Annotated in this window: 27 protein-coding genes and 2 pseudogenes; 23 read left to right on the forward strand and 6 right to left on the reverse strand. The window is 37.5% G+C overall.

Annotation, left to right across the window (positions count from 1 at the left end; genetic code table 11):
- Positions 1–117: 117 nt before the first annotated feature.
- From HXT35_RS05710 to HXT35_RS05740, 7 genes are all read left to right on the forward strand, one after another.
- Positions 118–879: a DUF3710 domain-containing protein gene (locus HXT35_RS05710; protein ID WP_004128645.1), complete on the forward strand. Its 762-nt coding sequence runs from the start codon at positions 118–120 to the stop codon at positions 877–879.
- A 30-nt stretch (positions 880–909) separates the two neighbouring features.
- Complete coding sequence (locus HXT35_RS05715; protein WP_004128643.1) at positions 910–1,674, forward strand: DUF3159 domain-containing protein; 765 nt, start codon at positions 910–912, stop codon at positions 1,672–1,674.
- A gap of 66 nt (positions 1,675–1,740) precedes the next feature.
- Entirely contained in the window at positions 1,741–3,147 is a 1,407-nt protein-coding gene (locus HXT35_RS05720; protein WP_004128641.1) for a class I SAM-dependent RNA methyltransferase, read from the forward strand.
- Between the two features lie 417 nt (positions 3,148–3,564).
- A complete protein-coding gene (locus HXT35_RS05725) occupies positions 3,565–4,173 on the forward strand; it encodes a recombinase family protein (RefSeq protein WP_004128639.1) in 609 nt (202 codons plus the stop codon).
- 142 nt (positions 4,174–4,315) lie between these two features.
- On the forward strand, positions 4,316–5,632 hold the full coding sequence (locus tag HXT35_RS05730) for a SpaA isopeptide-forming pilin-related protein (RefSeq protein ID WP_421788012.1): 1,317 nt from the start codon (positions 4,316–4,318) through the stop codon (positions 5,630–5,632).
- A 217-nt stretch (positions 5,633–5,849) separates the two neighbouring features.
- Positions 5,850–7,277, forward strand: a complete 1,428-nt coding sequence (locus HXT35_RS05735) for an InlB B-repeat-containing protein (RefSeq protein WP_421788394.1) — start codon at positions 5,850–5,852, stop codon at positions 7,275–7,277.
- 239 nt (positions 7,278–7,516) lie between these two features.
- Complete coding sequence (locus HXT35_RS05740) at positions 7,517–8,149, forward strand: metal ABC transporter permease (RefSeq protein WP_004128556.1); 633 nt, start codon at positions 7,517–7,519, stop codon at positions 8,147–8,149.
- Positions 8,150–8,263: 114 nt separating this feature from the next.
- Here HXT35_RS05740 and HXT35_RS05745 read toward each other — a convergent pair whose 3' ends face one another.
- A complete protein-coding gene (locus HXT35_RS05745) occupies positions 8,264–9,067 on the reverse strand; it encodes a sulfite exporter TauE/SafE family protein (protein ID WP_004128553.1) in 804 nt (267 codons plus the stop codon).
- Positions 9,068–9,196: 129 nt separating this feature from the next.
- Between HXT35_RS05745 and HXT35_RS05750 the strand changes: the two are divergent.
- The 12 genes and pseudogenes from HXT35_RS05750 to HXT35_RS05805 all read left to right on the forward strand — a co-directional run bounded on the left by HXT35_RS05750 (position 9,197) and on the right by HXT35_RS05805 (position 17,694).
- Positions 9,197–9,788, forward strand: a pseudogene (locus HXT35_RS05750) (DUF4097 family beta strand repeat-containing protein).
- Positions 9,789–9,879: 91 nt separating this feature from the next.
- Complete coding sequence (locus HXT35_RS05755; protein WP_004114737.1) at positions 9,880–10,164, forward strand: hypothetical protein; 285 nt, start codon at positions 9,880–9,882, stop codon at positions 10,162–10,164.
- Between the two features lie 107 nt (positions 10,165–10,271).
- Positions 10,272–11,750 (forward strand): Lsa family ABC-F type ribosomal protection protein, encoded by a 1,479-nt coding sequence (locus tag HXT35_RS05760; RefSeq protein WP_004113321.1) that lies wholly within the window; start codon positions 10,272–10,274, stop codon positions 11,748–11,750.
- Between the two features lie 453 nt (positions 11,751–12,203).
- Entirely contained in the window at positions 12,204–12,383 is a 180-nt protein-coding gene (locus HXT35_RS05765) for a hypothetical protein (protein WP_004128547.1), read from the forward strand.
- Positions 12,384–12,569: 186 nt separating this feature from the next.
- Positions 12,570–12,848 (forward strand): hypothetical protein, encoded by a 279-nt coding sequence (locus tag HXT35_RS05770; protein WP_004128533.1) that lies wholly within the window; start codon positions 12,570–12,572, stop codon positions 12,846–12,848.
- A 265-nt stretch (positions 12,849–13,113) separates the two neighbouring features.
- Entirely contained in the window at positions 13,114–13,335 is a 222-nt protein-coding gene (locus HXT35_RS05775) for a hypothetical protein (RefSeq protein WP_004128528.1), read from the forward strand.
- Positions 13,336–13,498: 163 nt separating this feature from the next.
- Complete coding sequence (locus HXT35_RS05780) at positions 13,499–14,404, forward strand: BRCT domain-containing protein (RefSeq protein ID WP_004128525.1); 906 nt, start codon at positions 13,499–13,501, stop codon at positions 14,402–14,404.
- Between the two features lie 25 nt (positions 14,405–14,429).
- Entirely contained in the window at positions 14,430–15,233 is an 804-nt protein-coding gene (locus HXT35_RS05785; protein ID WP_004128523.1) for a KilA-N domain-containing protein, read from the forward strand.
- Positions 15,234–15,236: 3 nt separating this feature from the next.
- Positions 15,237–15,551, forward strand: a pseudogene (locus HXT35_RS05790) (hypothetical protein); the annotation flags it as partial.
- 449 nt (positions 15,552–16,000) lie between these two features.
- A complete protein-coding gene (locus HXT35_RS05795) occupies positions 16,001–16,612 on the forward strand; it encodes a CadD family cadmium resistance transporter (protein ID WP_421788014.1) in 612 nt (203 codons plus the stop codon).
- 486 nt (positions 16,613–17,098) lie between these two features.
- A complete protein-coding gene (locus tag HXT35_RS05800) occupies positions 17,099–17,278 on the forward strand; it encodes a hypothetical protein (protein ID WP_004128547.1) in 180 nt (59 codons plus the stop codon).
- A 317-nt stretch (positions 17,279–17,595) separates the two neighbouring features.
- A complete protein-coding gene (locus HXT35_RS05805; RefSeq protein ID WP_415692680.1) occupies positions 17,596–17,694 on the forward strand; it encodes an IS3 family transposase in 99 nt (32 codons plus the stop codon).
- An 89-nt stretch (positions 17,695–17,783) separates the two neighbouring features.
- Here the strand turns inward: HXT35_RS05805 and HXT35_RS05810 are convergent, their stop codons facing one another.
- Together HXT35_RS05810 and HXT35_RS05815 are read right to left on the reverse strand one after the other, a co-directional pair.
- On the reverse strand, positions 17,784–18,233 hold the full coding sequence (locus HXT35_RS05810; protein ID WP_032817049.1) for a hypothetical protein: 450 nt from the start codon (positions 18,231–18,233) through the stop codon (positions 17,784–17,786).
- A 1-nt stretch (position 18,234) separates the two neighbouring features.
- Entirely contained in the window at positions 18,235–18,435 is a 201-nt protein-coding gene (locus HXT35_RS05815; protein ID WP_101889313.1) for a helix-turn-helix transcriptional regulator, read from the reverse strand.
- A gap of 241 nt (positions 18,436–18,676) precedes the next feature.
- Between HXT35_RS05815 and HXT35_RS05820 the strand changes: the two genes are divergently transcribed.
- Positions 18,677–19,324 carry a recombinase zinc beta ribbon domain-containing protein gene (locus tag HXT35_RS05820; protein WP_421788016.1) on the forward strand — a complete coding sequence of 216 codons (648 nt, stop codon included), beginning with the start codon at positions 18,677–18,679 and terminating at the stop codon, positions 19,322–19,324.
- A gap of 371 nt (positions 19,325–19,695) precedes the next feature.
- Here the strand turns inward: HXT35_RS05820 and HXT35_RS05825 are convergent, their stop codons facing one another.
- On the reverse strand, positions 19,696–20,970 hold the full coding sequence (locus HXT35_RS05825) for an ATP-binding protein (RefSeq protein ID WP_004128505.1): 1,275 nt from the start codon (positions 20,968–20,970) through the stop codon (positions 19,696–19,698).
- A gap of 468 nt (positions 20,971–21,438) precedes the next feature.
- Between HXT35_RS05825 and HXT35_RS05830 the strand changes: the two genes are divergently transcribed.
- Positions 21,439–22,056 carry a DUF4097 family beta strand repeat-containing protein gene (locus HXT35_RS05830; RefSeq protein WP_004128502.1) on the forward strand — a complete coding sequence of 206 codons (618 nt, stop codon included), beginning with the start codon at positions 21,439–21,441 and terminating at the stop codon, positions 22,054–22,056.
- A gap of 90 nt (positions 22,057–22,146) precedes the next feature.
- Here HXT35_RS05830 and HXT35_RS05835 read toward each other — a convergent pair whose 3' ends face one another.
- Complete coding sequence (locus HXT35_RS05835; RefSeq protein WP_004128499.1) at positions 22,147–22,524, reverse strand: type II toxin-antitoxin system death-on-curing family toxin; 378 nt, start codon at positions 22,522–22,524, stop codon at positions 22,147–22,149.
- A complete protein-coding gene (locus HXT35_RS05840; protein WP_004128496.1) occupies positions 22,521–22,769 on the reverse strand; it encodes a prevent-host-death protein in 249 nt (82 codons plus the stop codon). Before HXT35_RS05840 ends, HXT35_RS05835 begins: the two co-directional genes overlap by 4 nt.
- 547 nt (positions 22,770–23,316) lie before the next feature.
- Between HXT35_RS05840 and HXT35_RS05845 the strand changes: the two genes are divergently transcribed.
- Both HXT35_RS05845 and HXT35_RS05850 read left to right on the forward strand, forming a co-directional pair.
- Positions 23,317–23,751, forward strand: a complete 435-nt coding sequence (locus HXT35_RS05845) for a hypothetical protein (RefSeq protein ID WP_421788018.1) — start codon at positions 23,317–23,319, stop codon at positions 23,749–23,751.
- A 130-nt stretch (positions 23,752–23,881) separates the two neighbouring features.
- On the forward strand, positions 23,882–24,178 hold the full coding sequence (locus HXT35_RS05850; protein ID WP_004128492.1) for a type II toxin-antitoxin system RelB/DinJ family antitoxin: 297 nt from the start codon (positions 23,882–23,884) through the stop codon (positions 24,176–24,178).
- Positions 24,179–24,527: the final 349 nt, after the last annotated feature.

A 24,527-nucleotide genomic window follows, 5' to 3' on the forward strand; every position in this document is an offset into this window, starting at 1 on the left:
TTTGCTCATATGCATATTTTCAGTGCTTTGTTTGTGATAATCTGGTGAAGTTGAGCAATTTACGACGATTAGCATTATGCTTATTGTTGTGCTTGTTGTTTTAAGAAATGAGGAATAATGGGCTGGTTATTTGGCCGAAATAAAGAAGTAGAATCTTCAAAAGATATAGATGAAGCTGTAAAGTTAAAAACTGGTCCATGGGATTTCAACGATGAAGATGCTCCTGATTTCAGTGATTATCTTGATTTTGGCTCAATTTATATTCCATATTTCCAAGGTATAGAATTACGCGTAAAAAAGCAGCGTGAAAATGATCAAGTAATTGGCGCAACAGTAACTTACGGATCGTCAAGTGTTGAAGTTGAAGCTTTTGCTGCTCCGAAATCTACTGGTATTTGGAATGAAGTATGCAAAGACTTACTTGACGGGAATAGCCAAGCTTGCACCGCACAAGGCGAATTTGGAACTGAACTTTTGCTGCCTGTAAAAGTTGGAGAAAAGAGTATTACAACTCGTATCGTTGGAGTTGATGGTCCTCGCTGGATGCTTCGTGGAGTATTTTCTGGGCCTGCAGCAACAGAGTTGGCAGAAAATAATAATGAAACTAAGCAATTAGACGAATGGTTTAAGGGGATTGTTGTAAATCGCGGTGAAGAACCATTAGCGCCTCGTGATCTTATTCCTATGCATGAGCCATTAACTCGTGAAGAAAAAGAATCAGCGCATAGATTAGAAGAAAATAATGATGAAAGTAATAGTTCATCTGAAGAAAATGCTGATGACGCTTTAAAAAAAGAAGATAAGCCTTTAGGATACGATCAGCAAGTTGATGTAAAAACTACGCTTTCTCGCGGACCAATGTTTTCTGAGGTTAGATAGCAGTAAGTTAAGTAGCATAAGGATATCGTCTTGAAGAAAAATAACGCTTATGGCAAAAAAAGTTCTGGGCTTGCTTCCCTTGCCTCTATCGGTTCTGATGGAAGAAACTTTTCTGTAATTGATTCCATAGGTGGCGTTCGAGGCGTAATTGAATCCATGCTGCCAGGCTTGCTGTTTGTTATTTGCTTTGTTGTAACAAACAATTTGCATACAACTGTTATTGCATCCGCTGTTCTTGCTGTTTTGCAAGTTGTGATTCGTCTTATTCAGAAGCAGTCGCTTATGGGAGCAATTAGTGGACTTGTTTCCGTTGGAATCTGCCTTATTTGGGTGTGGACGAGCCATCAAGCGCGCGACTACTATATGATGGGCTTCATTACAAACGCTGTGTATGGTGTGCTTCTTGCGATTTCGCTGATTGTGCGCGTGCCAGCGCTTGGGCTTGTGATTGAGTCGATTCGCAAAATGCCTACGGAAAATTTTGGCAAGTGGCTGCACGAATGGCTTGATTATAAGCCGCTTAAGCGAGCATACATGTATGTTACTGGATTGTGGATTGCTGTTTTTGCGCTGAGGCTTGTTTTGCAAGTGCCACTATATTTGACGAATCACGTTGTGTGGCTTGGCACAGTACGTTTGATTATGGGATTGCCGTTCTGGGCGCTCGCGATTTGGGTTTCTTACTTGATTATTGCAACTCCATTTATGCGACTTCATCATAAAAATCGCAACGAAAAGCAGATTGACGAAAAGCAGAGTGGTGTAAATCCAATCGGAGAAAGTCAGATTAACTAAAATCAGCGTTAGAGGATTAGCGTGACGAAAAGCAGCTTAACAAAACGCAGAACTAAGGGGTAGTACATGCAAGTGACGATGCGAATCGAGAGATATGCGGATCAAGGAAGATGTGTAGGTCATCTTGACGGACGCGTTGTATTCGTGCGATTTGCGCTCCCTGGTGAGCTGGTTGTTGTGCGCATGGATGAGCCGATGCGTGCAAAAGCGCACTTTTTTACCGGCGAAGTTGTAGAAGTTTTGGAGCCTAGTGCGGATCGTGTGGAGCCGCAATGGAAGCTCGCTGGTCCTTTGGCTCAGGGCGGCGGAGTTGGCGGCGCGGATTTAATTCACGTTTCTTTGCCTGGTCAGATTCGTTGGAAGGCTTCCGTAATTGCCAATCAATTCCAGCGCTTAGCGCATATAGATGTTTTGGATAGTGATGTTAACGTTGAGCGCATTCCAGGGGACGAGGAGCTTAACGGATTTAATTGGCGTACGCGCATGGAGTTGGTTGCGGATGATGAAGGCCGATTGTCTATGCGTAAGCGCGAGTCGCATGATCGCATTGCGATTGATACTATGCCACTTGCGTCGCGCGCGGTTTTAGCAGTTGCGGATTCTTTGGACTTGTGGAATCGTTCTTTCTCGCCAAATGCGCAAATTCGCCTTGCTGTTCCAGAGCCTAGGGTTGATGGTTTGGATTTTAATGACAAGGCTGCGCTTCTTAGTGCGATTGGCGAAAATTATGCGCTTATAGTAAATGATGAGTTGGTTGCAGGTTCGGCTTTGTTGCGCGAGCGCGTGCGTGTTGCGGCTGCTTGCGATTCATCGCGTATGCGCACTTTTGACTACGATGTTGACGCGCGCGGTTTTTGGCAGATTCATCGCGCAGCTCCAGAGCATTTAGTGAACTACGTTTTGGGATTAGTCCGTTCTGCGCTTGGTGGTCGCACTAAGAATACGGTTTTGTGGGATTTGTATTCTGGTTCGGGTTTGTTTACGATTCCGCTTGCGACTTTGGCTAATGTTGGCGGAGATGCTGCTGGTGCTGCAGGTTTCGCTGGCGCTGCAGAGCCAGCTCGCGTGCTTAGCATTGAGGGTGCGCCGATTGCTGTAAAGAACGCAAGGCGAAACATTGGGCGCGCAGGGCTTAGCAGGGATGTTGTTGAAGCTTTGCAAGGTGATGTTGCACAAACGCTTGAATCGCAGGTGTTTAAGGCGAGTAAGTCGTCTAAGATTGTGCGCCGATTTGCGCATCCAGATGTTGTTGTGTTGGATCCTCCTCGCGCTGGTGCTAAAGCTCAAGTTTGTAAGCAGATTGCGAAGTCTGGAGCAAGAGCTGTTGTGTATGTTGCTTGCGATCCGACTAGTCTTGCTCGCGATGTTGGTACGTTTAAGGAGCTTGGCTACAGCGTTCAGTCTTTGCGCGCGTTCGACATATATCCCAACACTCATCATACAGAATCAGTGGCGTTCCTTTGCAAATCGTGATTGTTTCGAGATATCGTTTTGATGACACCTACTTGCGTGCATTCTAGTTCCTGCATTTTAGGCTTTGTGTGTATGGGCTTAAGAGTCTATCGTTAAAAGGTTTAGCGTGTGGCGGCTTCAAGCTGGGTTCTCGTGATTTTTGAGCGCAGTTTGGCTGTATGAGGGAACATGTCTACGCTCTAGGGTTGAGTGCACAGGATGTTAACGTACTTCGCTTGCGTTGAAAGCACACTGTGCTTTCAACTTTGAGCAAGCTCAGCGAATCGAAGTGCATTCGCGAATTATATTTAATCGCTCATGCAAGTCGATTCGCCACTTTGCACCCAGCTGATGAAGTGGGGTTTTATAATTCTTCATGCTGAATTATTCTTTTCTTTTTTGAAATAATGGTGTTCAAAAAAGGAGTAGATAATAAGTATGCGCTATGGGTATGCGAGGGTGTCTACAAAGGATCAGTGTGTAGACAGACAGTTTAAGGCCTTGGAAGACAATGGCATTAGAAAAGGCTGTATTTATGTTGACAAGGCATCAGGGAAGGATTTCAACCGTAGAAATTATTTGAGATTGTTTAGACGTTTGAGATCTGGTGATGAGTTGTTTGTGAAGTCGATTGACCGTTTAGGTAGAAACTATGATGAGATTATTGAGCAGTGGAACAAAATCACGAAAGAAAAAGAAGCAAATATTGTAGTGTTGGATTGTCCTTTGCTGGATACGAGAAAACATGTAAATGGTGTAACAGGTAAGTTTATTGCCGATCTTGTATTGCAGATTTTATCGTATGTTGCTCAAGTTGAGCGAGAAAATATTCATCAAAGACAGATGGAAGGGATTCGTGTTGCCAGACAAAGAGGTGTGGTGTTTGGTAGGGCAAAGATTGAGCTTCCTGATGATTTTTATGCTGTGGCGACTAGGTGGCAGCGTGGACAGGTAAATTTGCGTGAGGGTGCAGAAATGCTTTCTGTTTCGCATACTACCTTTTCTAAGTGGCTACATGCAAGAAAAATTGAAAAAATTTGTAAATAAATCTAGGAATTAATTTACAAATAAATATTGCAAATCAACCCTACCTTTTCCTTGATTTTACTACGCTTGCTGACAAAAAGCCACTGTGTAAATTAAACCCTACTTTAGTTGCCATCAACATGAAAATGCGGGGTGAATAAATATGACAGCAAGAATAATAAAAAAATGGATGATCCTATTACTGGCGGTGGTCATGCTTATAAGCATGGCTCCATTAAATGTGAGTGCAAGTGCAAGTGCAAGTGAAACTGATAAGACTTATCAGGCATATGATGCTAGTCAGCATAGAAAAGTTATAAGTGAAAATGGGACAACAGATTCAGAATGGTCCTTATGTATGGATCATCATAAACAATCTCCAGGAAAAACCGATAAAGCCACAGGGAAATATTCAAAAAACGAAAATGCTACGAATGATACGTATGCTAGTAACGGTGGAAAAGGAGATTTTCAGAAAATCAAAAGGATGCTATTTTATAAATTAAAACATCCGCAACTTAATTATACAGTCTTACAAAATGAATATTACTATCAGCAAGACAATAAAAAAATTTATGATACAGATTATAGTCAAATCCCAGAATTGAACAAGCAAAAACAAGACTTAAGAACTTTTGCTGAGGATTCTTCTCATGATGATGAGATTAATAGCACAATGGAAGTTTTTATTTATAAATCAAAAAACCCAGAGATGCAAAATTTAATTAGCGCGAAGCTGAAAGAAGTTCCAACACCAACAAAAGTTAAGTTTTCTAAGAAAGCATTAACAGAGAATGGAGAAGATCTTAAGGGCGCAACTATCCAATTGACAAAAGCAGATGGAAGCTTAGTCAAAAAATGGGTAACGGATGGAACGGTAACAGAGTTTGAATTAAAAGACGGTAAGTACACATTCACAGAAACATCTGCACCAGCTAAATATCAAGTAGCGACAGCAATAACATTTGAAGTAAAAAATGGAAAAGCAATAGTGAAAGGTATAGCTGTAACAGGAAATACGATAGTGATGGTAGACAAACTGAAAGAAGTTCCAACACCAACAAAAGTTAAGTTTTCTAAGAAAGCATTAACAGAGAATGGAGAAGATCTTAAGGGCGCAACTATCCAATTGACAAAAGCAGATGGAAGCTTAGTCAAAAAATGGGTAACGGATGGAACGGTAACAGAGTTTGAATTAAAAGACGGTAAGTACACATTCACAGAAACATCTGCACCAGCTAAATATCAAGTAGCGACAGCAATAACATTTGAAGTAAAAAATGGAAAAGCAATAGTGAAAGGTATAGCTGTAACAGGAAATACGATAGTGATGGTAGACAAACTGAAAGAAGTTCCAACACCACCATCAACATTACCTAAGACTGGTGAATCCAGCTCTCTTGGCGCATTTCTTTCTGCGTTGGGGCTATCTTTAGCTGGTCTTGGAGTACTTTACAAAAAAATGAAGGATTGTGAATAACGTCTTAGCATAAAAGGTTGGCAAGCCATGAAAAGACTGACAAAATCCTTGACAGATAAACAGACAGACAGCATAACTCTGTCTATTTTCACGTAGAATTTTTTAATTTGCAGAATTATATACCTGATGGATAGGTATGTGTTTCTGCCTATTTTTATGCAGTTTTTTCAAAGTAATAAAAAGAACATTTTTAGATTAATAAGGAAATGTGAATAAGATGAAATTGTTAGCAAAAAAGACAATGGGGCTACTGCTGGCAACATTAGTAGCATTTGGCGTAGTAGCTGGAACTACGCAGGCATTTGCTGGTGGCGATGCGGTAGCATCTAAGCAAGCCAACAAATATACGGAAATAGACATGCAGGAACCGTATATAAAAGACGCAGAGCTGCATGTTTATTCTGTAAAAGACGATAACGGCTCGCCTGCAGCCGCGATAACTATCACTCACAAAAATTCGGGTGGAGTTGACCCTCAGCTTACAGGCGTAAGGGAGTACACTGCCGCTGCAAAAGAAGGTTGGGTTTTTAAGAATTGGACGTACGAGCAGTTTTTTAAAGACAAGGACTACGGAAACTACAAAGGTGTTTTCTATTCATTTTCGAAAGATCACAACAACAAGAGCATTCCTTATACATCGGGAAATGTGATTTCCGTAAACAGAACGGGGACTATAGGAGAATCAACATTAATTAAGCGAATTTATAAGGTCTATGCAAACCTTAATCCTACTATCACGGCAACTGCCGGTGAAGGCGGATCGATAACTCCTGCCGGAAAGACAGAAGTCACATACGGAGAAAATCAGAAATACAATTTTACAGCCAACAAAGGATACATAATAGCTTCGCTGAAGATAGACGGAGTAGAACAGACCGTCGAACATACAGCTTCGGGTTCATATGAATTCAAGGCTGTAAAATCGCCTCACACTATAGAAGTAAGCTTTGTAAGAGAATACACGATAACTTATACTGATGGCGTTGACAACGAAGCAATTTTTACCGATCAGGTTTACAAAGCTGCTTCGGGTTCCGATACTCCTGCTTTTAAGGGAACCGCTCCAAGCAGAACAGATTATGTTTTTACAGGCTGGACTCCTACCGTTGCGAATAAGGTAACTCGTGACGTAACATACGTCGCTCAGTGGAAGCGGATTCAAAGAACAGTTACTTTCAAGGATGGCAATAAGACTCATGCAAAAGTGAAAGTGGAAACTGGTAAGGCTATTAATACTGATGCGTTGACTAATGAGTACATGCCGAAGAATCCAACGAAGGACGGTTATACCTTCAAGGAGTGGAATACGAAGGAAAATGGTAAGGGTGAGACGTTTACGGGAGAAAGCGTAGTTAATGGTGATATGACTGTGTATGCCATTTACGCGAAAGATTCTGCTCCAACTCCGACACCGGCTCCAACTCCGACTCCGACACCGGCTCCAACTCCGACTCCGACACCGGCTCCAACTCCGGCTCCAACTCCGACGCCAGCTCATAAGCCGCAGCCTGAAAAGCGTATTGGCATGATTCCTAAGACGGGTGAATCGGCGTCGTTTGCAGGCTTGCTTGCAGCACTTGGTTTCTCGATTGCCGGACTTGCAATTCTTCTTAAGAAGAAAATGACGGAAGAAAACAATAAGTAAGCACGCTTGTTTTAAGTAACTAGCATTGTTTATTAGAAGATGGCTCTAGCGATATGTTAGAGCCATCTTTTTTGAGTGTTATTTTTTAAGTGTTATTTGAGATGTAAGCTTTTTTATTCTCAATAAGAAATAATATGATGCTCCAAGCTCTAAAGTTTCAGAGTACAGAGTAATAGTTTCAGAGTACAGAGCAATAGTTTCAGAGTTCAAAAGCAAAGCTTCATTGTATACAACACGTAATGAAGCTAGATGTAATCTCCAAAGTAAAAGGACAAGGTCCAAATACAGCGTCTGGAGTGCTTTTAACTGTAGGATTCGCCCTAGGCTTTTTACTATTGAAACTTTTCCAACCAATACCTTTAAAAGTAAATAGTTTTATTTCTGGCAATATATTAACAGCTAACTCATTGGATATACAAGTAACTTCAATAGCATTAATAGCATGCATAATCACATTACTTGCATATGGTAAACAAATTATTTTTGCATGCCTCGATGAAACGTGTATGCAAGCAAGCGGATATAATTTGCGTAAAACTGACTTTATCATACTAATAATGATTACAGTTACAGTCGTTATAGTGATGCCTGCTGTTGGTTCAGTATTATCTATCTCTCTGATAGTAGGACCTGCAAGCGCAGCTATAAAACTTAGCTCATCAATATGGCAAACGGTAATTTTTGCTCCAATACTTGGAATTATAGCTGGAACTTTGGGTCTCTATTCAAGTATTTATTTAGGTCTATCTTCCGGAGGAATGATAACTGTATTTTCTGCAATTGTTTATATAGTTTGCGTAATTATTTATCACGCAAAAAACATGATAATAAAATTTATACAAGCAAAAAGAGATGTTACTCAAATGGCATAATTGTAAAAAGTTACTTTATAACATTCTCCTATATCGTGGGGCTTAAATCTAAGCCCCACTTTTTATATTCAAAACTATTTTTTCAAATAAATAAAAGTCAAAGACTTTACATATTTAACGCTTATTCTTAGCTAAAATACCTGTTTTTAATATCATTCGTAAGCATGCACTGAACAAAAAAATACAAAACAATATATTGCATATAAAAGGTGAAATACTGCGCGCAGTTATTGCGCCTAAGTTTACAGTAAATGTCGCAAAAATACCGATAATAATTCCTTCAGTAAAATGAGTATAATGGTAACGAGCATTAGCAATACTACCACTTATAGCTGTAGGAAGCGTGACAAGCAAAGCAGTTCCTCTTGCCATAAGGTCTCCCATGCCGAGCAAAAGTTGCACGCATGGCACTATAATTCCTCCGCCACCAACGCCTAAAATACCTGAAAAAATACCAGAAAAAACGCCTATAAATATAAGACATATAGCTTTTAAAAAATTAACATTAAAATCTACATTTCTTAACGGAATCCAAACTTGACTAGAACATATAACTAGTAATACAAAAAGTGTAAAACACCAAGGAAATATTTTTTTAGGCAAAATATGTGAAAAATATACCCCAATTTGTGATCCGAAAACTGAACCTATTATTAGAAAAAATGCTGATAAAAATGACACTTTGCCGTCTAAACCGTAAACAATGCTTCCACAAAGCGACGTTATAATTATGGCAACAAGAGAAGTAGCAGTAGCATGACGCTGATCAAATTTCATAAAAACAGTTAATGCAGGAACTATCACAATTCCCCCACCTACAGCGAACAATCCTGATAAAAAACCTGCTAATAGTCCAATGAAAACGATTAAAACAATATTATGGAAATTATATTTGGTTTTAAAAATATTTTTCAACATATATCTTTTCTTCACAAATTACCTCCTCGTACTTTATTCACTACTTTTACTATGTTATGTGAAAAATAGAATATTTCTATACTAGTTCAATTGTAATTTATGTATTTATTTATCTAATTAACGTAAGTAATGGATAATAAGAAGTTTATCGCAGAGACGAAAGATGTTCGTTTAACGGTGAAACGTGCTGATACCTTTGGTGTGAGCTTTTAACTGTGAACAAGATATATTGAGGGTTGAGGAAGCGCAAAATGTTATAAGGCTTATTCAAACTAAAAAAGTTTCAGCTTCGAATTGGCTGAGGTGGTTTACTCAGGGTATGCCTGAAATTGTTGTGAGTTTGCCACATGATGTGGAAGTTTGTGAGGTTGAATCTGATTCTAATCAAGTGCTCATCACGGATATTGAGATTGGTAAGCTTTATGTAGAAGTGAACAATGGCAAGGTAGAAGTTGTTAATTTGAAGGCGGATGATGTCTTTCTTAAATGTTATAATGGGTTGGCTTCAGCAACAAACGTAGAAGTAACTCATGTTTGTACGCTTGATACGTTAAATGGCATGAGTATTTTAGAAGGAACAATCACCAAGGATGCAAGCCTTGAAGTAGATTGTGAGAATGGTGTCACCGAGGTTTCAGATAAGAAGAAGGTAAATTGTAAAAACGATGGATTTGCGCATTACATGGTGCACTGTCTTAATGGGAAAGCTATTGCGAAGTAGCAGACATATAGATCAAAAAAGAAGCAATAAAACTTGATATAAGTTGGAATTAGAGCGTATATAGACATACCGATAAAGGAGGAAGCCGTATATGCTCTATGTAAAATTTGATGATTTCGAAGATGTTAGCGTCATGGGAAATGAGAAAGATCATGGAATGTTTATTCCGATTAAGGATGGGAATGTGTATGCTGAGTGCGAACGGTGCGGTGTAGTTGAAAGGATCACCTCACCATGCGAATTCATTGCTAGCACATTTAGGTCAAGAGTGAACTTCAATGAAGGTTATGAACTTTGCGAGAAGTGCTTGCAAGAGGTTGAGTTTGTTACTGTCGCTTTGAGAACTGGAAAATTACCTAATCGAGAATTGAAATGACTGAAAAGCAAAGCAGTGATAACCGTAGTAATACATGAAAAACTAAACGTTAAAAGGTGCACACACTTTGCACCCGGGCGGTAAATGATAATTTAGGGAGGCGTTTTATGTCAGTAATTAAAATTGAAAACCTCACTTTCTCATATTATGGATATGTAAAACCCATATTTAAAAATGTATCGTTTTCCTTTGATACAAACTGGAAAACGGGATTGATAGGAAGAAATGGAATCGGTAAATCAACTCTATTTAAGTTACTTTTAAATCAAGAAACTTATCAAGGTAAAATAAGCAAGGATGTTGAATTTATTAAATTTCCACCAAATATAAGCGATACTTCAAAATTAGGAATTGAGTTATATAAAGAACTAATATCAGATGATGAAGAATGGAAGTTATTTAGAGAACTCAGTTTGCTAAATGTAGATGAGAACCTTGTTTACAGAGAGTTTGAAACGCTTTCTAAAGGGGAACAAACAAAAATCCTTTTAGCTATTTTGTTTACAAGAGAAGATGGCTTTTTACTTATTGATGAACCAACAAACCATTTAGATATGGACGGAAGAAAAATTGTAAGTGAATATCTGAAAAGTAAAAAAGGATTTTTGCTTATATCTCATGATAGAGATTTTTTAGATGGTTGTATCAATCATGTTATTTCTATTAACAGGAATTCTATTGATGTCCAATCGGGAAATTTTACATCATGGTATGAAAACAAAGTGATGAAAGACCAATTTGAAATTAGTCAAAATGAGAGATTAAGAAAAGATATTAAACGATTAAAAGAGTCTGCAAGACAAAGTCAAATTTGGTCTGATAAAATTGAAAATACTAAAAATGGTGTAAAAGTATCAGGTGTAAAACCAGACAAAGGACATATAGGTCATCAATCAGCCAAGATGATGAAAAAATCTAAGAATTTGGAGAATAGACAAAACAAGGCAATAGAAGAAAAACAGAGTTTACTAAAAGATATCGAAACAAAGGAAAGTCTATTATTGCATCCATTACATCATCATAAAAATCCTCTAATATCGGTTAGCAATTTATCATCATGCTATGGAGAGAGACAGATCCTAAATAATGTAAGTTTCGAGATAAAGCAAGGCGACATAGTGGCTATATATGGGGGTAATGGTAGCGGAAAATCAACCTTGATTAAAATTTTATTAGGTATAAATCACGAGTATACAGGTGAGATAAAATTAGCAGGTAATTTAAAAATCTCGTATATTCCTCAAGACACATCTAATTTAACAGGTAGCCTAAATGAATATATTCACAAGCAAGATGTTGATGAAACATTGTGTAAAACAATTCTAAGAAAATTAGATTTTTCAAGAGAATTATTTGAAATGGATATGAAGAATTATAGTGATGGACAAAAAAAGAAAGTTTTAATTGCTGTAAGTTTCTCAAAGCCAGCTCATATATTTGTTTGGGACGAACCACTGAATTATATAGATGTAATATCAAGAATACAGATTGAGGAAATTATAAAAGAAGCAAAGCCTACACTCATATTTGTGGAACACGATAAGCGATTTGTAGAAGATATCGCTAATAAAATAATACAATTTTAAGTAAAATCCAAATCCCAGTTTGTAGTGCCTTAGACTTTTATCATCATACGACATTCCCCTTGCCAGTTTCTCTCCTGCAATGAACGTTAAGGCTCTTTTATTGATGCATGGTTATCATAAGGGTAGTCTTGATACACGTGAGACTGTCGTATTGATGTCAAGGGCTTAATAGGTGGGTGCATTTTTGCCCTTGTGCAGCAAGGCTTAGTGAGGGCTATTGTTAAAAGGTTTAGCGTGTGGCTGCTTTAGGCTGGCTTGGCGTGATTTTTTAGTGCTATTTTTCTGTATGAGGTAAGATATCGACGCTCTAGGGTCGAGTGCACAGGATGTTAACGTTAAAAGGTGCACCCACTTTGCACCCACCCTGCACCCACTTTGTTGAGTGGTAAAATATAGCTCAAAAGTTAAAATGAAACCTGATTATTAGTATGTGAACGAGGAGGTATTTAAGGAATGGACAAGCTCGTTCGTTTTTGCCGTGAAGTAGCGACATTCGGCTTGACGGTTGCCTTAATCGCGATGCTGGTTGCCTTAATATGGGATGGCACACTTGCTATTAGAATTGGTTTTACCTCTTTTGCTATTGGTGTCACAGTGATCTCGCTTAAGACTGTCCTTCGAAAGACTGATTGAATTTTGTTTGGTTCAAGTCAATAGTTGAATATCTCACGTTGGGTGACTATTACTGATCTCTGTCAGTAATAGTCACTTCTTTTTATGAATCTTAAAGTCAGGCTCAATGTCCGTCCTGTTTAGCCGGTGATTAGTTAGGGTAATCGTTAAAAGATTAACAACTGTATCAATGAAAATGCACGGAAATTGCAGAACCAGGATGAGTATGAGAAAAAATATACGAGTCTAGTGAACAGGTTTAATACTGTAGAATCAAGGCTTAAGGAAGTAAAAGCTCGCATTGTTGACAAGCAAATGAGGCATGATGAAGTTGAATATTTTATCGAGGACTTGAAAAAACAGGACTTGTTAACAGTGTTCGATGAAAACGTCTGGCTTAGCATGGTTTACTATCTAATCGTGCATCAAGATGGAAAGGTTGATATTATCTTCCTTGATGGGAGTGTAATGAAAGTAGACGAGTAAATAACAAATATACAATATATGAAGGCAAGTCAATATAGATTTTTTCTTGTATGATTAACTCAAGAAAAGTTAGCATAAAAGGTTGGCAAGCCATGAAAAAACTGACAAAATCCTTGACAGACAGACAGCGTAGTTCTGTCTCTTTTCACGTAGAATTTTTAATTGGCAGAAATATATACCTGATGTATAGGTATGCGTTCCTTCCTATCTTTATGAAATTTTTCAAAACAATAAAAGAACATTATTAGATTAAAAAGGAGGATTTATGAAAAATACGAAAAAATGCCCAAAGTGTGGGGGAAGTGAAATTATATTTGTGCCTGGATCTGCTGGGGTTTATGGGACTGGAAATAATATTATGACTGGCCATACAATTATGTCGGCAGTACCTATTGATAGGTATATTTGCACTGCCTGTGGTTTTAGCGAGGAGTGGATTGACCTTGATAATATGGATAAATTAAAAAAGAAATATGATGAGATTTAAATGAGAGTTACTTTTATATGAGGGTGGGATAATAGTTAAAACAGCAGGTCGAGGATTAAAATCGACCTGTTTTTATGTTTAAGGCACTTAGCTTTCAAGATATAATGAGTATTAGAAGATAAATTTGTAAAAGCTCATTTCAATAGATGAAGGAGGTGCTTTCATGTCCAATTCAAACTCAAATTACACTAAGCAACTCATTGATGATTACTGTGTGCTAGATACCGAAACGACCGGCTTTTCTGCGTATTATAATGAGATTATTGAGATTGGTATCTTAAAAGTTAGAAATAATGAGATAGTAGACCGTTATGATCAGCTGATTAAACCGAGTATAGAAGTAGACGGTTTTATTACAGCATTAACAGGAATAACTAATGACATGCTGGAAGGTATGCCATCTATAGACAGTGTGAAAACGTCTGTGCTTTCGTTCATAGGTGATGACATTATCCTTGGTCATAGGACTTCTTTTGATATGCGCTTTTTGAATGAAGGCTTTAAGGAACAACTGACTAACCGGTATATGGATACGATGCAATTTGCAAGAAAACTGTATCCTGAGCTGAAACATCACAGACTCTCCGATTTAACTGACTACTTAGGATTACACAATAATGAACACCGTGCTTTATCAGACTGCACATCAACGAAAGAATTATATGATGCTGTTAAAACACGCATGGCTGAGAAGAATCTAGTCATTGAAGACTTATGGCCTGCCAGTGGAAGTCACAGTGGTAAAGGGATAGATATCAAAGCAATTAAGCCTGATGAAGTGGTTGTTGATAAAGATGGGTTTTTCTATAATCGGCATGTTGTTTTCACTGGTAAGCTTGAGAAAATGCTTCGCAAGGATGCTCAGCAGATTGTAGCGAATCTCGGCGGTGTCTTAGATAATAGTGTGACTAAGCAAACAAACTATCTGATACTTGGGGATAATGATTACAATGCAATTCTTAAAGGTGAGAAGTCATCAAAGCATAAGAAAGCAGAAAAGCTCAAGCTTGAGGGGCAAGATATAGAAATTATTGATGAGCGTACTTTCTATGATTTGTTAAATGAGTGAAATTGGATGATTGAGAGGTGATTACGTGTCTAAAATAAATGTTGAAGGTTCAGAAATTAGCATTATTGCCATTGACAATAGAGATTATATTTCTTTAACGGATATGGTTAGAAATATTGATAACGGTTCTGCTTTGATTGAAAAGTGGCTTAGGAATAAGAATACGATAGAGTTTTTAGGTATTTGGGAAGAAATGTATAACACGAATTTTAATTCCACCGAATTCGAGGGAATTAAAAATGAAGCAGGACTTAACCGTTTTATATTATCTGTTAAGCAATGGGTGGAGAAAACCAATTCTATCGGTATCGTTGCTAGAGCGGGAAGATATGGTGGAACTTATGCTCATAAAGATATAGCGTTTGAGTTTGCTTCTTGGGTATCGCCATACTTTAAATTATATTTAATCAAAGAATTTGAACGTTTAAAGGAAGAAGAACAGAAGAAGTTAGGATGGGATATTAAAAGAAATTTGGCAAAAATAAATTATAGAATTCACACAAATGCCATTAAGAACAAACTTGTACCAGATAAACTTTCAAAAGAAAAAATCAATTTTATTTATGCAAATGAAGCGGATATTCTTAATGTTTCTTTATTTGGAATAACAGCTAAAGAGTGGCGTGATGAAAATCCGGATTTAAAAGGCAATATTAGAGATTATGCGGATATATCTCAGCTTGTTTGCCTTTCTAATCTTGAGAATCTTAATGCTGTATTTATAAATGAAGGTATGAGTCAATCTGAAAGATTGGAGAAATTAAATGCAATAGCTATTGAACAAATGAGGATACTATCTGAAAGTGAATCAATTAAAAAATTGCAATAAGCTGCGTCGTATCATTGGGAAACAGTAGCGATGTCTCGGGAAGAGTTTCGTATACCGGAAAACTATATGGATAAAGATGAATTGTATCTCTTTGTGTCGCGCGATATTCTGGATTCTCATTATGATTTGTCTAAAGTCACTCTTGGAGATAAGCGTATCAAGTTAGTTGACTCACAGTTTAATTTGTCTAGTTCAGGACTTAAAGCTTTATTTTTAGTTGGGAAATTTGATTTAAAAGACAAGTCAAGTTCTGATATTCTTAAAGTACCAGGGATTAATAAAACAGGTAATGTTGCTGTAGGTTATAAGAAGAAATAGTAATATTTTGCACTCAAGAATCAAGCTATTAAGCCAATCTTAAACCTTTTAACGATAGCTTTTCCTATCGTTAAAAAGTGCACCAAGTATCCATAGTGTGCACTCAAAAAAGTGTAGCTATACTACCCGTTCTCTCAATCCATACAGAATCAGTGGCGCTCCTTTACAAATCGCACTTAATCAAGATATCGTTTTGATGACATCTACTATGCGTGCAGTCTAGTTGCTGCGTTTTAGTCCTTGTGTAGCAGGGTTTAGCGAGGGTTATCGTTAAAAGGTTTAGCGCACTGCGGCTTTAAGCTGGGTTCTTGCGGTTTTTGAGCGCAGTTTGGCTGTTTGAGGGAACATGTCTACGCTCTGGGGTCGAGTGCACAGGATGTTAACATTAAAAAGTGCACACACTTTGCACCCCCTTGTCTAAAAAATTTAACATTTTGAAAGGAGGAATAATGGAAACAATAGTATCCGCTTTATTAGTTTTTGTTTCTACATCCATTGACTACTTAGTTGTTTTGACTATTTTATTCGCTAGTCAAGGAAAGAAAGGTTTGAAATCAATTTATGTAGGGCAGTATTTAGGTACAGGACTGCTTGTACTGGCTAGTCTTATTGCCGCTTACTTTTTAAATTTTATTCCACAAGATTGGATTATCGGACTCCTTGGTCTAATTCCGCTAGGTCTTGGTATAAGAGCAATTTTTGTGGATGAAGATATTGATGAAGAAGATATCGAGGGGAAAATTGCCGGAAATGGATCAAAAATCTTAGCATTTACAAGTTTAACAGTGGCAATGGGTGGAGATAATTTAGGAATTTATATCCCTTATTTTACAGGAAAGAGTTTGATTGAGATTGGTATAAGTTTAGTAATATTTGCCTTAGGGATTTTGGTTCTATGCAAATTATCTCAAAATCTCGCCTCAATTTCTGCTATCGGAGAGACTGTGGAAAAGTACGAAAAAATAATTGTACCTGTCGTGTTTATTGGACTCGGTCTTTATATATTGATTGAAAATGGAACTATTAATTATTTCATAGGTCAAGTCCTAAAAGTGGTGTAAATTCATTTCCTTCCCTTTATCTGCTATTTTTATGTTCAAACTCAAACGAGAAAATAAGTGGTGCTTCCCACCGTCACGGCGCTTCACCGTGCTATAAGATGCAGTAGGCTGATTAGGTGGGTGCATTTTTGCCCTTGTGCAGCAGGGGTTTGCAGGGTCTATCGTTAAAAGGTTTAATGCGAAGTGGCTTTAAGCTGGGTTCTCGCGGTTTTTGAGCGCAGTTTGGCTGTTTGAGGGAAGATATCAACGGTGTAGGGTCGAGTGCACAGGATGTTAACGTACTTCGCTTGCGTTGAAAGCACACTGTGCTTTCAACTTTGAGCAAGCTCAGCGAATCGAAGTGCATTCGCGAATTATATTTAATCGCTCATGCAAGTCGATTCGCCACTTTGCACCCACCTTGCACCCACTTTGTTGAGTGGTAAAATATAGCTCAAATTGTAAAATGAAATCTGATTATTAGTATGTGCACGAGGAGGTTTTGGAATGGACAAGCTAGTTCGTTTTTGCCGTGAAGTAGCGACATTCGGCTTGACGGTTGCCTTAATCGCGATGCTGGTTGCCTTAATATGGGATGGCACACTTGCTATTAGAATTGGTTTTACCTCTTTTGCTATTGGTGTCACAGTGATCTCGCTTAAGACTGTCCTTCGAAAGACTGATTGAATTTTGTTTGGTTCAAGTCAATAGTTGAATATCTCACGTTGGGTGACTGTTACTGATCTCTGTCAGTAATAGTCACTTCTTTTTATGAATCTTAAAGTCAGGCTCAATGTCCGTCCTGTTTAGCCGGTGATTAGTTAGGGTAATCGGGTTATAGGCCAAAAGGGGCTTAGGACAAAATTCTGTACAAAATGGAAGGAGTCTGAAAGTCACAATGAAAGTTATCTATACAGAAGCTCAAAAGAAACATGCTATACAAACCTACAAGAAATATAAATCCTATAGTAAAACATTAAGAGTATTAGGATATCCATCAATGCATGTCTTATATTGATTTTTACAACAATCACAGAATTAAAATAAGTCTTAGTGGAAAGACAATTATGGAACATCGTGCTATGATTGCACAAAATGTCTAAAAATTGTCCTAAGCCCCGTTTGACCTATAACCCTAAAAAGACGATAGAGTTTTAACTGTCTATCGTCTAATACCTTTACTACGATATTTTTAAATCTTTTTTGACCAATATACTTTTAATAATTTAGAAAATATTATTTGTACAAATGCAACTATTATTAACGCTAAAAAGGCTTCATAACTTACATATGCTACAAATAAAGAAACTATTACAATAACCATTGAAAATATAGGTATTATATTTGATCCTGACTTCATCTTTATTAATATCATTCTTTCATCTGTTTCTTTAGTATGCATCTTCTCCAATATATCTCTATTTCTATATGCTCTACCAAGCATTGACATGTAGAATACAGATACAAGTTCAAGTCCAATAAAAAATACTGCTACATAATATGTCACATCTTCTTTTAATGGAAATTTATATTTTAAGTAAAAATTTCCAATAATAACTGCGAGTAAGGCAACCATGCATAATAAGACTAAAATACTAATTCTAAATCCTATTTCTTTTTTATATTTTTCTAATTTGTTCATATTAATCATCCTCTTCTATACTAAATATTTCTTCAATACTCATATCAAAAAACTTAGCAATTTTAAAAGCCAACGGCAGTGACGCTATATACTTCCCAGTTTCAATGGAAGTTATGGTCTGTCTTGTTACTCCAACTTCATTTGCCAATTCTTCTTGAGTTATTTTATGCTGTTTTCTTAATTGAGAAATTGCATTTTTCATTTTCCTCCTTCAACAGCAAGCTCACTTTACATATAATGTATAGCTCGCTTTGCTTTTTTTGTCAAGCGTACTTTGCTTTTTTATAATTTCTTAAACTAAAAATACGACAGATTTTATCAACCATGTTCGTATAAAAAATGATGGAACAGAACCACAATATTATGTAAAAGATAGCCACACGCCTATTATTCCAAGAGATATTTTCTTTAAAGTTCAAGAAGAAATGTTAAGACGAGCCAACATGTTTAGCGGTGAGGAGAACAAAAAAAGGAGAGTTTATTCCAGTAAGTACGCTCTATCCAGCCTATGTGTTTGCTCTAAATGCGGGGATGTTTACAGAAGAATTGCTTGGAACAACCGAGGAGTGCATTCTGTTGTCTGGCGTTGTTGCACCAGAGTGAAAAACGGTCCTAGTGCTTGCGATGCTCCGACAGTACAAGAGAACGAACTACAATCTGCCATAGTGAAAGCCATAAACAAGGTGTTTAGTATATCGGATGAAGTATTGGATACGTTGAATAACAATATTAGAGAAATTATCGCAGGCAACAACTTAAACGAGATTGAAACGGTTGATAAAAGAATTGCAGACCAACAAGCGATACTATTAACCTTGCTTAAAGCTAAAAAAGACTACACGAAAACTGCCAACGAGATTGATGAGCTTAAAGTTAAGAAACAGCAGCTTCTTATAGAAAAAGCAGGTCAAGAAGATGCTAAAAGACGAATCAGAGAAATGGAAGATTTTCTGAAAAGTGAGCGTCGCGATATTAGTGAGTATGACGAGAAGCTGGTAAGAAAGTACATCAAGAAAATAAAAGTTTACGAGGACAGGTTCAGTATAACTTTTAAATCAGAGATTAGCGTGAACGTTGAAAGAGCATCATAAAAGTCAAAAGACTGTTAGCGTTTGAAACGTTACCAAATCTAGCCTAGGGGAGTTCCTCTAGGCTGTTTTTATGCTCAAAAACCAAGCTATTAAGCCAATCTTAAACCTTTTAACGATAGCTTTTCCTATCGTTAAAAAGTGCACCCACTATCAATAGTGTGCACTCAAAAAAGTGTAAATATACTTGGAGTTCTCTCAATCCATACAGAATCAGTGGCGCTTCTTTGCAAATCGCACTAAACTGCAATGGCATTTTGCTGATTTCACTGTGCTTGCATCCTGTTGTAGTGTTTTTGTACATTTTGTAGTAAGTCTTAGCGAGGCTAAACGTTAAAAGGTTTTTAGTGTTTGTAGTTATGCAAGACTTCGTATTAGTTTTTTAAGCAACCGATAGGAACTACGCAAACACCGTCTTTGCGACAATACGCAAAATCGCCTGTTCCAGTTAAAACCATAAGGAAGGACGGTGCGTTCATCTTATCGGTGTCGATTTTTTCTTTCATTGCTTTAAGGCTTTTTGCACCTTCTTCAATGAGCTTTTCCCCTCCGAGTTTAATTTCAATAAGACCGTATTTACCGTTTCTTAAATGAATAACTGCATCGCATTCCTGTCCGCCTTTATCTCTGTAGTGGTAAACCTCGCCACCTAGAGAATCTGCAAAAATTCGCAGATCTCTGATGCAAAGTGTTTCGAATAGAAAACCGAAAGTATTTAAGTCGTTTATCAAGTCTTTTGGTCCAATTCCCAAAGCAGCTGCAGCAATAGATGGGTCGATATAATAACGCGTATTGGATGAACGAATGGCAGTTTTTGATCTTAGATTTGGATTCCAAGCAGGCATATCTTCTACAACAAATATTTTGCGAAGCGCATTAACATACGACGCAACGGTTTCCTCGCTAATTGGCTTATCTTCATTAGCAGAAATATCCCGCGAAAGCACAGTATTTGGTACTTGTGCCCCTTGATTCCTTGCATATGAGCGCATAAGACGCTTAACTTTTTCAGCATCTTTTTGTACGTCATCTGCACGATTAATGTCGGAGTGTACAACAGCATCATAGTAATCAACAGCTTGATCTAAAGCAATTTCATCGCGCATGTCCACTGATTGTGGCCATCCTCCACGGCATGTAAGAAAAGATAGGCGGTCAATACTCAAGTTTGAATCGCCTTCAATACTCTTAATTCCTGCAAAAAGGTTTTTCAAGCTAACTTCGCCCGTTGAATCACCGGATTCATACAAACTCATTGGCCTCATTGTTAGCCATGTGAAGCGTCCAGTACCAGAGTGGGTAATTTCTGTAGTGTTTGCAGGAACGGCGGAGCCGGTTAGTATAAATTGCCCAAGGTCACTGCGGTGATCAACTTCAAATCGTATTGCATCCCAAAGTTTTGGAGCAAGCTGCCATTCGTCAATTAATCTTGGGGTAACTCCCTTCAGTAATCGCTTTGGGCGTAGCTCCGACATAGCGATATTCTGTTCTTTCTTTTCCGGGTCGTCCATATATAAAACGCTTGCTGCAAATTGTTCTGCAGTAGTGGTTTTCCCACACCACTTCGGACCTTCAATCAGTACCGCGCCTTTGCCTTCTAGTTTTCTTTTTAAAATATCGTCAGCAATTCTTTTCCTGTATTTTTTCAACTGTGTCACCGTATTTCAATTAAGTATGCTCGTATTTTCTAATAATAACTATGAATTCTATCATTATTTTCCGACGATTGGCGAGTTTTTGTTACGACGATTGTCGGGATTTCATTCCGATGATTGGCGAAATTCTGTTCCGATGTTTGGCGGCATCAGTGAGGATGATTGGAAAGCGCGGTGCGTGAAATACATGTCATCAAGTCATAAAGGGCAAGATATTTAGTGCGCTGTGATAGTTTGCGTTTTCGTTCTGACGTTTGTTTGTGTTCATGAAGGTGAGTGTAAGACTAAATAATCTTGTTAGAAAGAAAAAAATTTGTGTTAGTTTGAAAGATTTAATAAAATACTCTCATTGGTGTAGCGTATGTAATTAACAGTACCCGATGCGCCTCTTAACAATGCGGACCAAGTCGGGTCTTTTGATTTTGGCCTATAACCAAGATATTTAACAAGGGAGTTGTTCAAGTGGTGAATAGTAGGAAGTTTGTAGCAAAAACGAAAGATGTTAGCTTAACGGTTAGAAGGGCTGATTCTTTTAGTATTAGTTATGTTAATTGTGAAAAAGACGTGTTTGGGATTGATGAAAATCAAGATGGTATAAAGCTCGTTCAAACAGAGAAAGTATCGGCTTTTTACTGGTTGCATTGGCTTGCTAAAGGCAGTCCTGAGGTAATTGTTTCGTTGCCAGAGAGTGTTGATTTTTGTGAGATTGAAGCTGAGTCGAATCAAGTACTAGTAACAGATATTAAAGCTGACAAGATTTATGCGGAAGTTCATAACGGCAGGGTGGAAGCAAGAAATGTTCAGGCGAATGATGTTTTTCTAAAGTGTCTTAATGGTTCTGCTGTGGCGAATAATGTTAAGGCTGTTGCTTCTTGCATGGTGGATACGTTAAATGGTACGAGTGTTTTAGAAGGAGAAATACCTAAGGATGCATGTCTTGAAGTAGTTTGTGAGAATGGTATTAGCGAGGTTTCTGATAAGCATAAAGCTAACCTTAGTTGTAATAATCTTGGGCGCAAAACAGATGCATGTGCTCACTACGTTGTGCATTGCTCGAATGGGAAAGCTGTAGTGAAGTAATACTGTTTTGGTGTTTTGTGTCCGTCACTGTGACTAGTCGCACGAAATAGAGTTTGGCATATTCTAAAAATGCTTCGGAATGTTGGAGTATTAGGCTTGGTGGTTTTTAATCCAAGTGTAAAGGTCATTTTCATTTGCTTTGCTTGATGCAACTTTGAGAATAATATCGATCAGTTCTTCATCTTTATAAGACAACATAATGTTGTTGAGTGCCAGAAAGATTAGCATGACATGTGTGCCGATACGCTTGTTTCCATCTATAAAAGGGTGGTTTTTTATAAGACCAAAAGCTAGACGTGCTGCCTTATCTAATACAGATGGGAAAAGTTCATTCTCGTCAAATGTTTGCAGTGGAGTCTTTAATGCAGAATCAAGCATTCCTACATCTCGGATACCTGAAGAACCGCCGCTTGTTTCAATCAGAGCCTGGTGAAGTTTAATCACCTGTTCTCGTGTTAAATACTTCATTTGGCAAGTTCCTCATAGACTTTTTTATTCTTTTTGATGAACATGTTGGATAACGCCATAACTTCATCGTCTGCTGGAACAGTAACTTTTTCAGTTTTGGCTTTTGGGAATTCTAAAATTACATAGCGAGGAGCGTTGTTTTTCAAAATAACAGCTGATCCGTACGTGTCAACAAGTCGCGCAACTTTAGAAAAGTTTTGATTTGCTTCGGAAATAGAAACAAGTGTGTCTGTATTTACATTCATATGTATAACCTCCATTTTTAGGAGAATTATAGCATATATTTTAGGATAAATAAATCCTAAGTATTTTGAGAGTCATTTTATAAATGACATATAGTCTATATGCGATTTAGTTGTTTATGTTTTGGGGAACAAAATGGTATAAAAATTGTAAAAAGTTCCCTACATTATTTGATTTCTCACGGTAGGGGCTTGTTGGTTATTCCAGAAAATAAGGTTCCTGAGTTTAAGAAGTTGCTTGTTGAGTATTATGAGGGTGAAGATTTGCAGGTGATTGCTTCGTTTATGAGGGAATGTTGTTGGAGGCATTAAACCGCGTGATTATGTTGGTTCTTCTGTTTCTTCGAATCTTGCTGTTTATGAAAATTATAGTTTGCTAGTAAATGAAGAAATTAGTGTCGATAGTCTAGACAAATTAATAAAAAAAAATAGGATATTTATTAAGATTATTACAGTAATCAGAGCGAATGGTAGATCTTGTTTACTTAATAGTCTGTTTTATGAGCATTTGATACAAAGTGGTGTTAACGAAAAGGAGGCTAGTAGTGTTATGAGAAGTAAAACTATTTTTTGTAAAAACATTTTTCAAAGTTGTCTTGTTATGCTTCTGCTGCTAGGTTCTCTCTTTTCTCTTGCTGGATGTTCCGACGATGATGAGAAGGCGGAGCTTGCGTCGTATCATTGGGAAACAGTAGCGGTGTCTCGGGAAGAGTTTCGTATACCAGAAAACTATATGAACAAAGATGAGTTGTATCTCTTTGTGTCACGAGATATTCTGGATTCTCATTATGATTTGTCTAAAGTCACTCTTGGAGATAAGCCCATCAAATTAGTTGACTCACAGTTTAATTTGCCTAGTTCAGGACTTAAAGCTTTATTTTTAGTTGGTAAATTTGATTTAAAAGACAAGCCAAGCTCTAATGTTCTTAAAGTACCAGGGATTAATAAAACAGGTAATGTTGCTGTAGGTTATAAGAAGAAATAGTAGTATTTTGCACTAAATGCTTAGTGTGAATGTTGAAAGTGTTTATATCAGTCGAGGAATCCTATTCATGTAAATTGTGTTGCAATATGCGACACAGTATTTTATGATGTGTGTATGGAGGTTGATTGATATGGCAGTTACTAAAACAGCGAATGTGAATGTGAGAATACAGGAAAATATTAAGCAGCAGGCGGAGAAGATTTTGGAAACTATTGGAGTTCCTAGGGCTACTGCTATTGACATGTTTTATCGTCAAATCATTCTTAATAAGGGTATTCCGTTTTCGCTTACTATTCCGAAGTCGCTTCCGGCGCAAGATGATATGGATGAGAAAACGTTTAACGCGTTGATGGCTAAAGGCTATGATCAGGCGGTTCGCGGTGATAGTTATCCGATAGATGATGTTTTTGAAGAGCTTGAACGTTGATTAGCAGCCGTGGTGTGAGCTTGGTTTTAGAAGAATACGCGTAAAAAATTATTACGTTTATTTTTGTATTGATGAGAGTAGAAAAGAAGTTCAAATACTCGCGGTTATTTACGTGAGAAGAGATCAGGCTAATCAACTGGAACAATTGTAATGTAAACGTTGTTATCAAGCCAATCTTAAACCTTTTAACGATAGCTTTTCCTATCGTTAAAAAGTGCACCCACTTTTTTGTTTGTATATTTGGTTGTATCATACATTATTTTTCTAGTAGAAGCTGTGATTTATGGAAAAGAAAAATTTTATGTATGCGAAAAGCTTGCACTTATTGGAAAAATAAAAAATTTTTCTT

The sequence above is a fragment of the Gardnerella sp. DNF01141 genome, from assembly GCF_049244255.1.
GTDB classification, from domain to species: domain Bacteria; phylum Actinomycetota; class Actinomycetes; order Actinomycetales; family Bifidobacteriaceae; genus Bifidobacterium; species Bifidobacterium vaginale_E.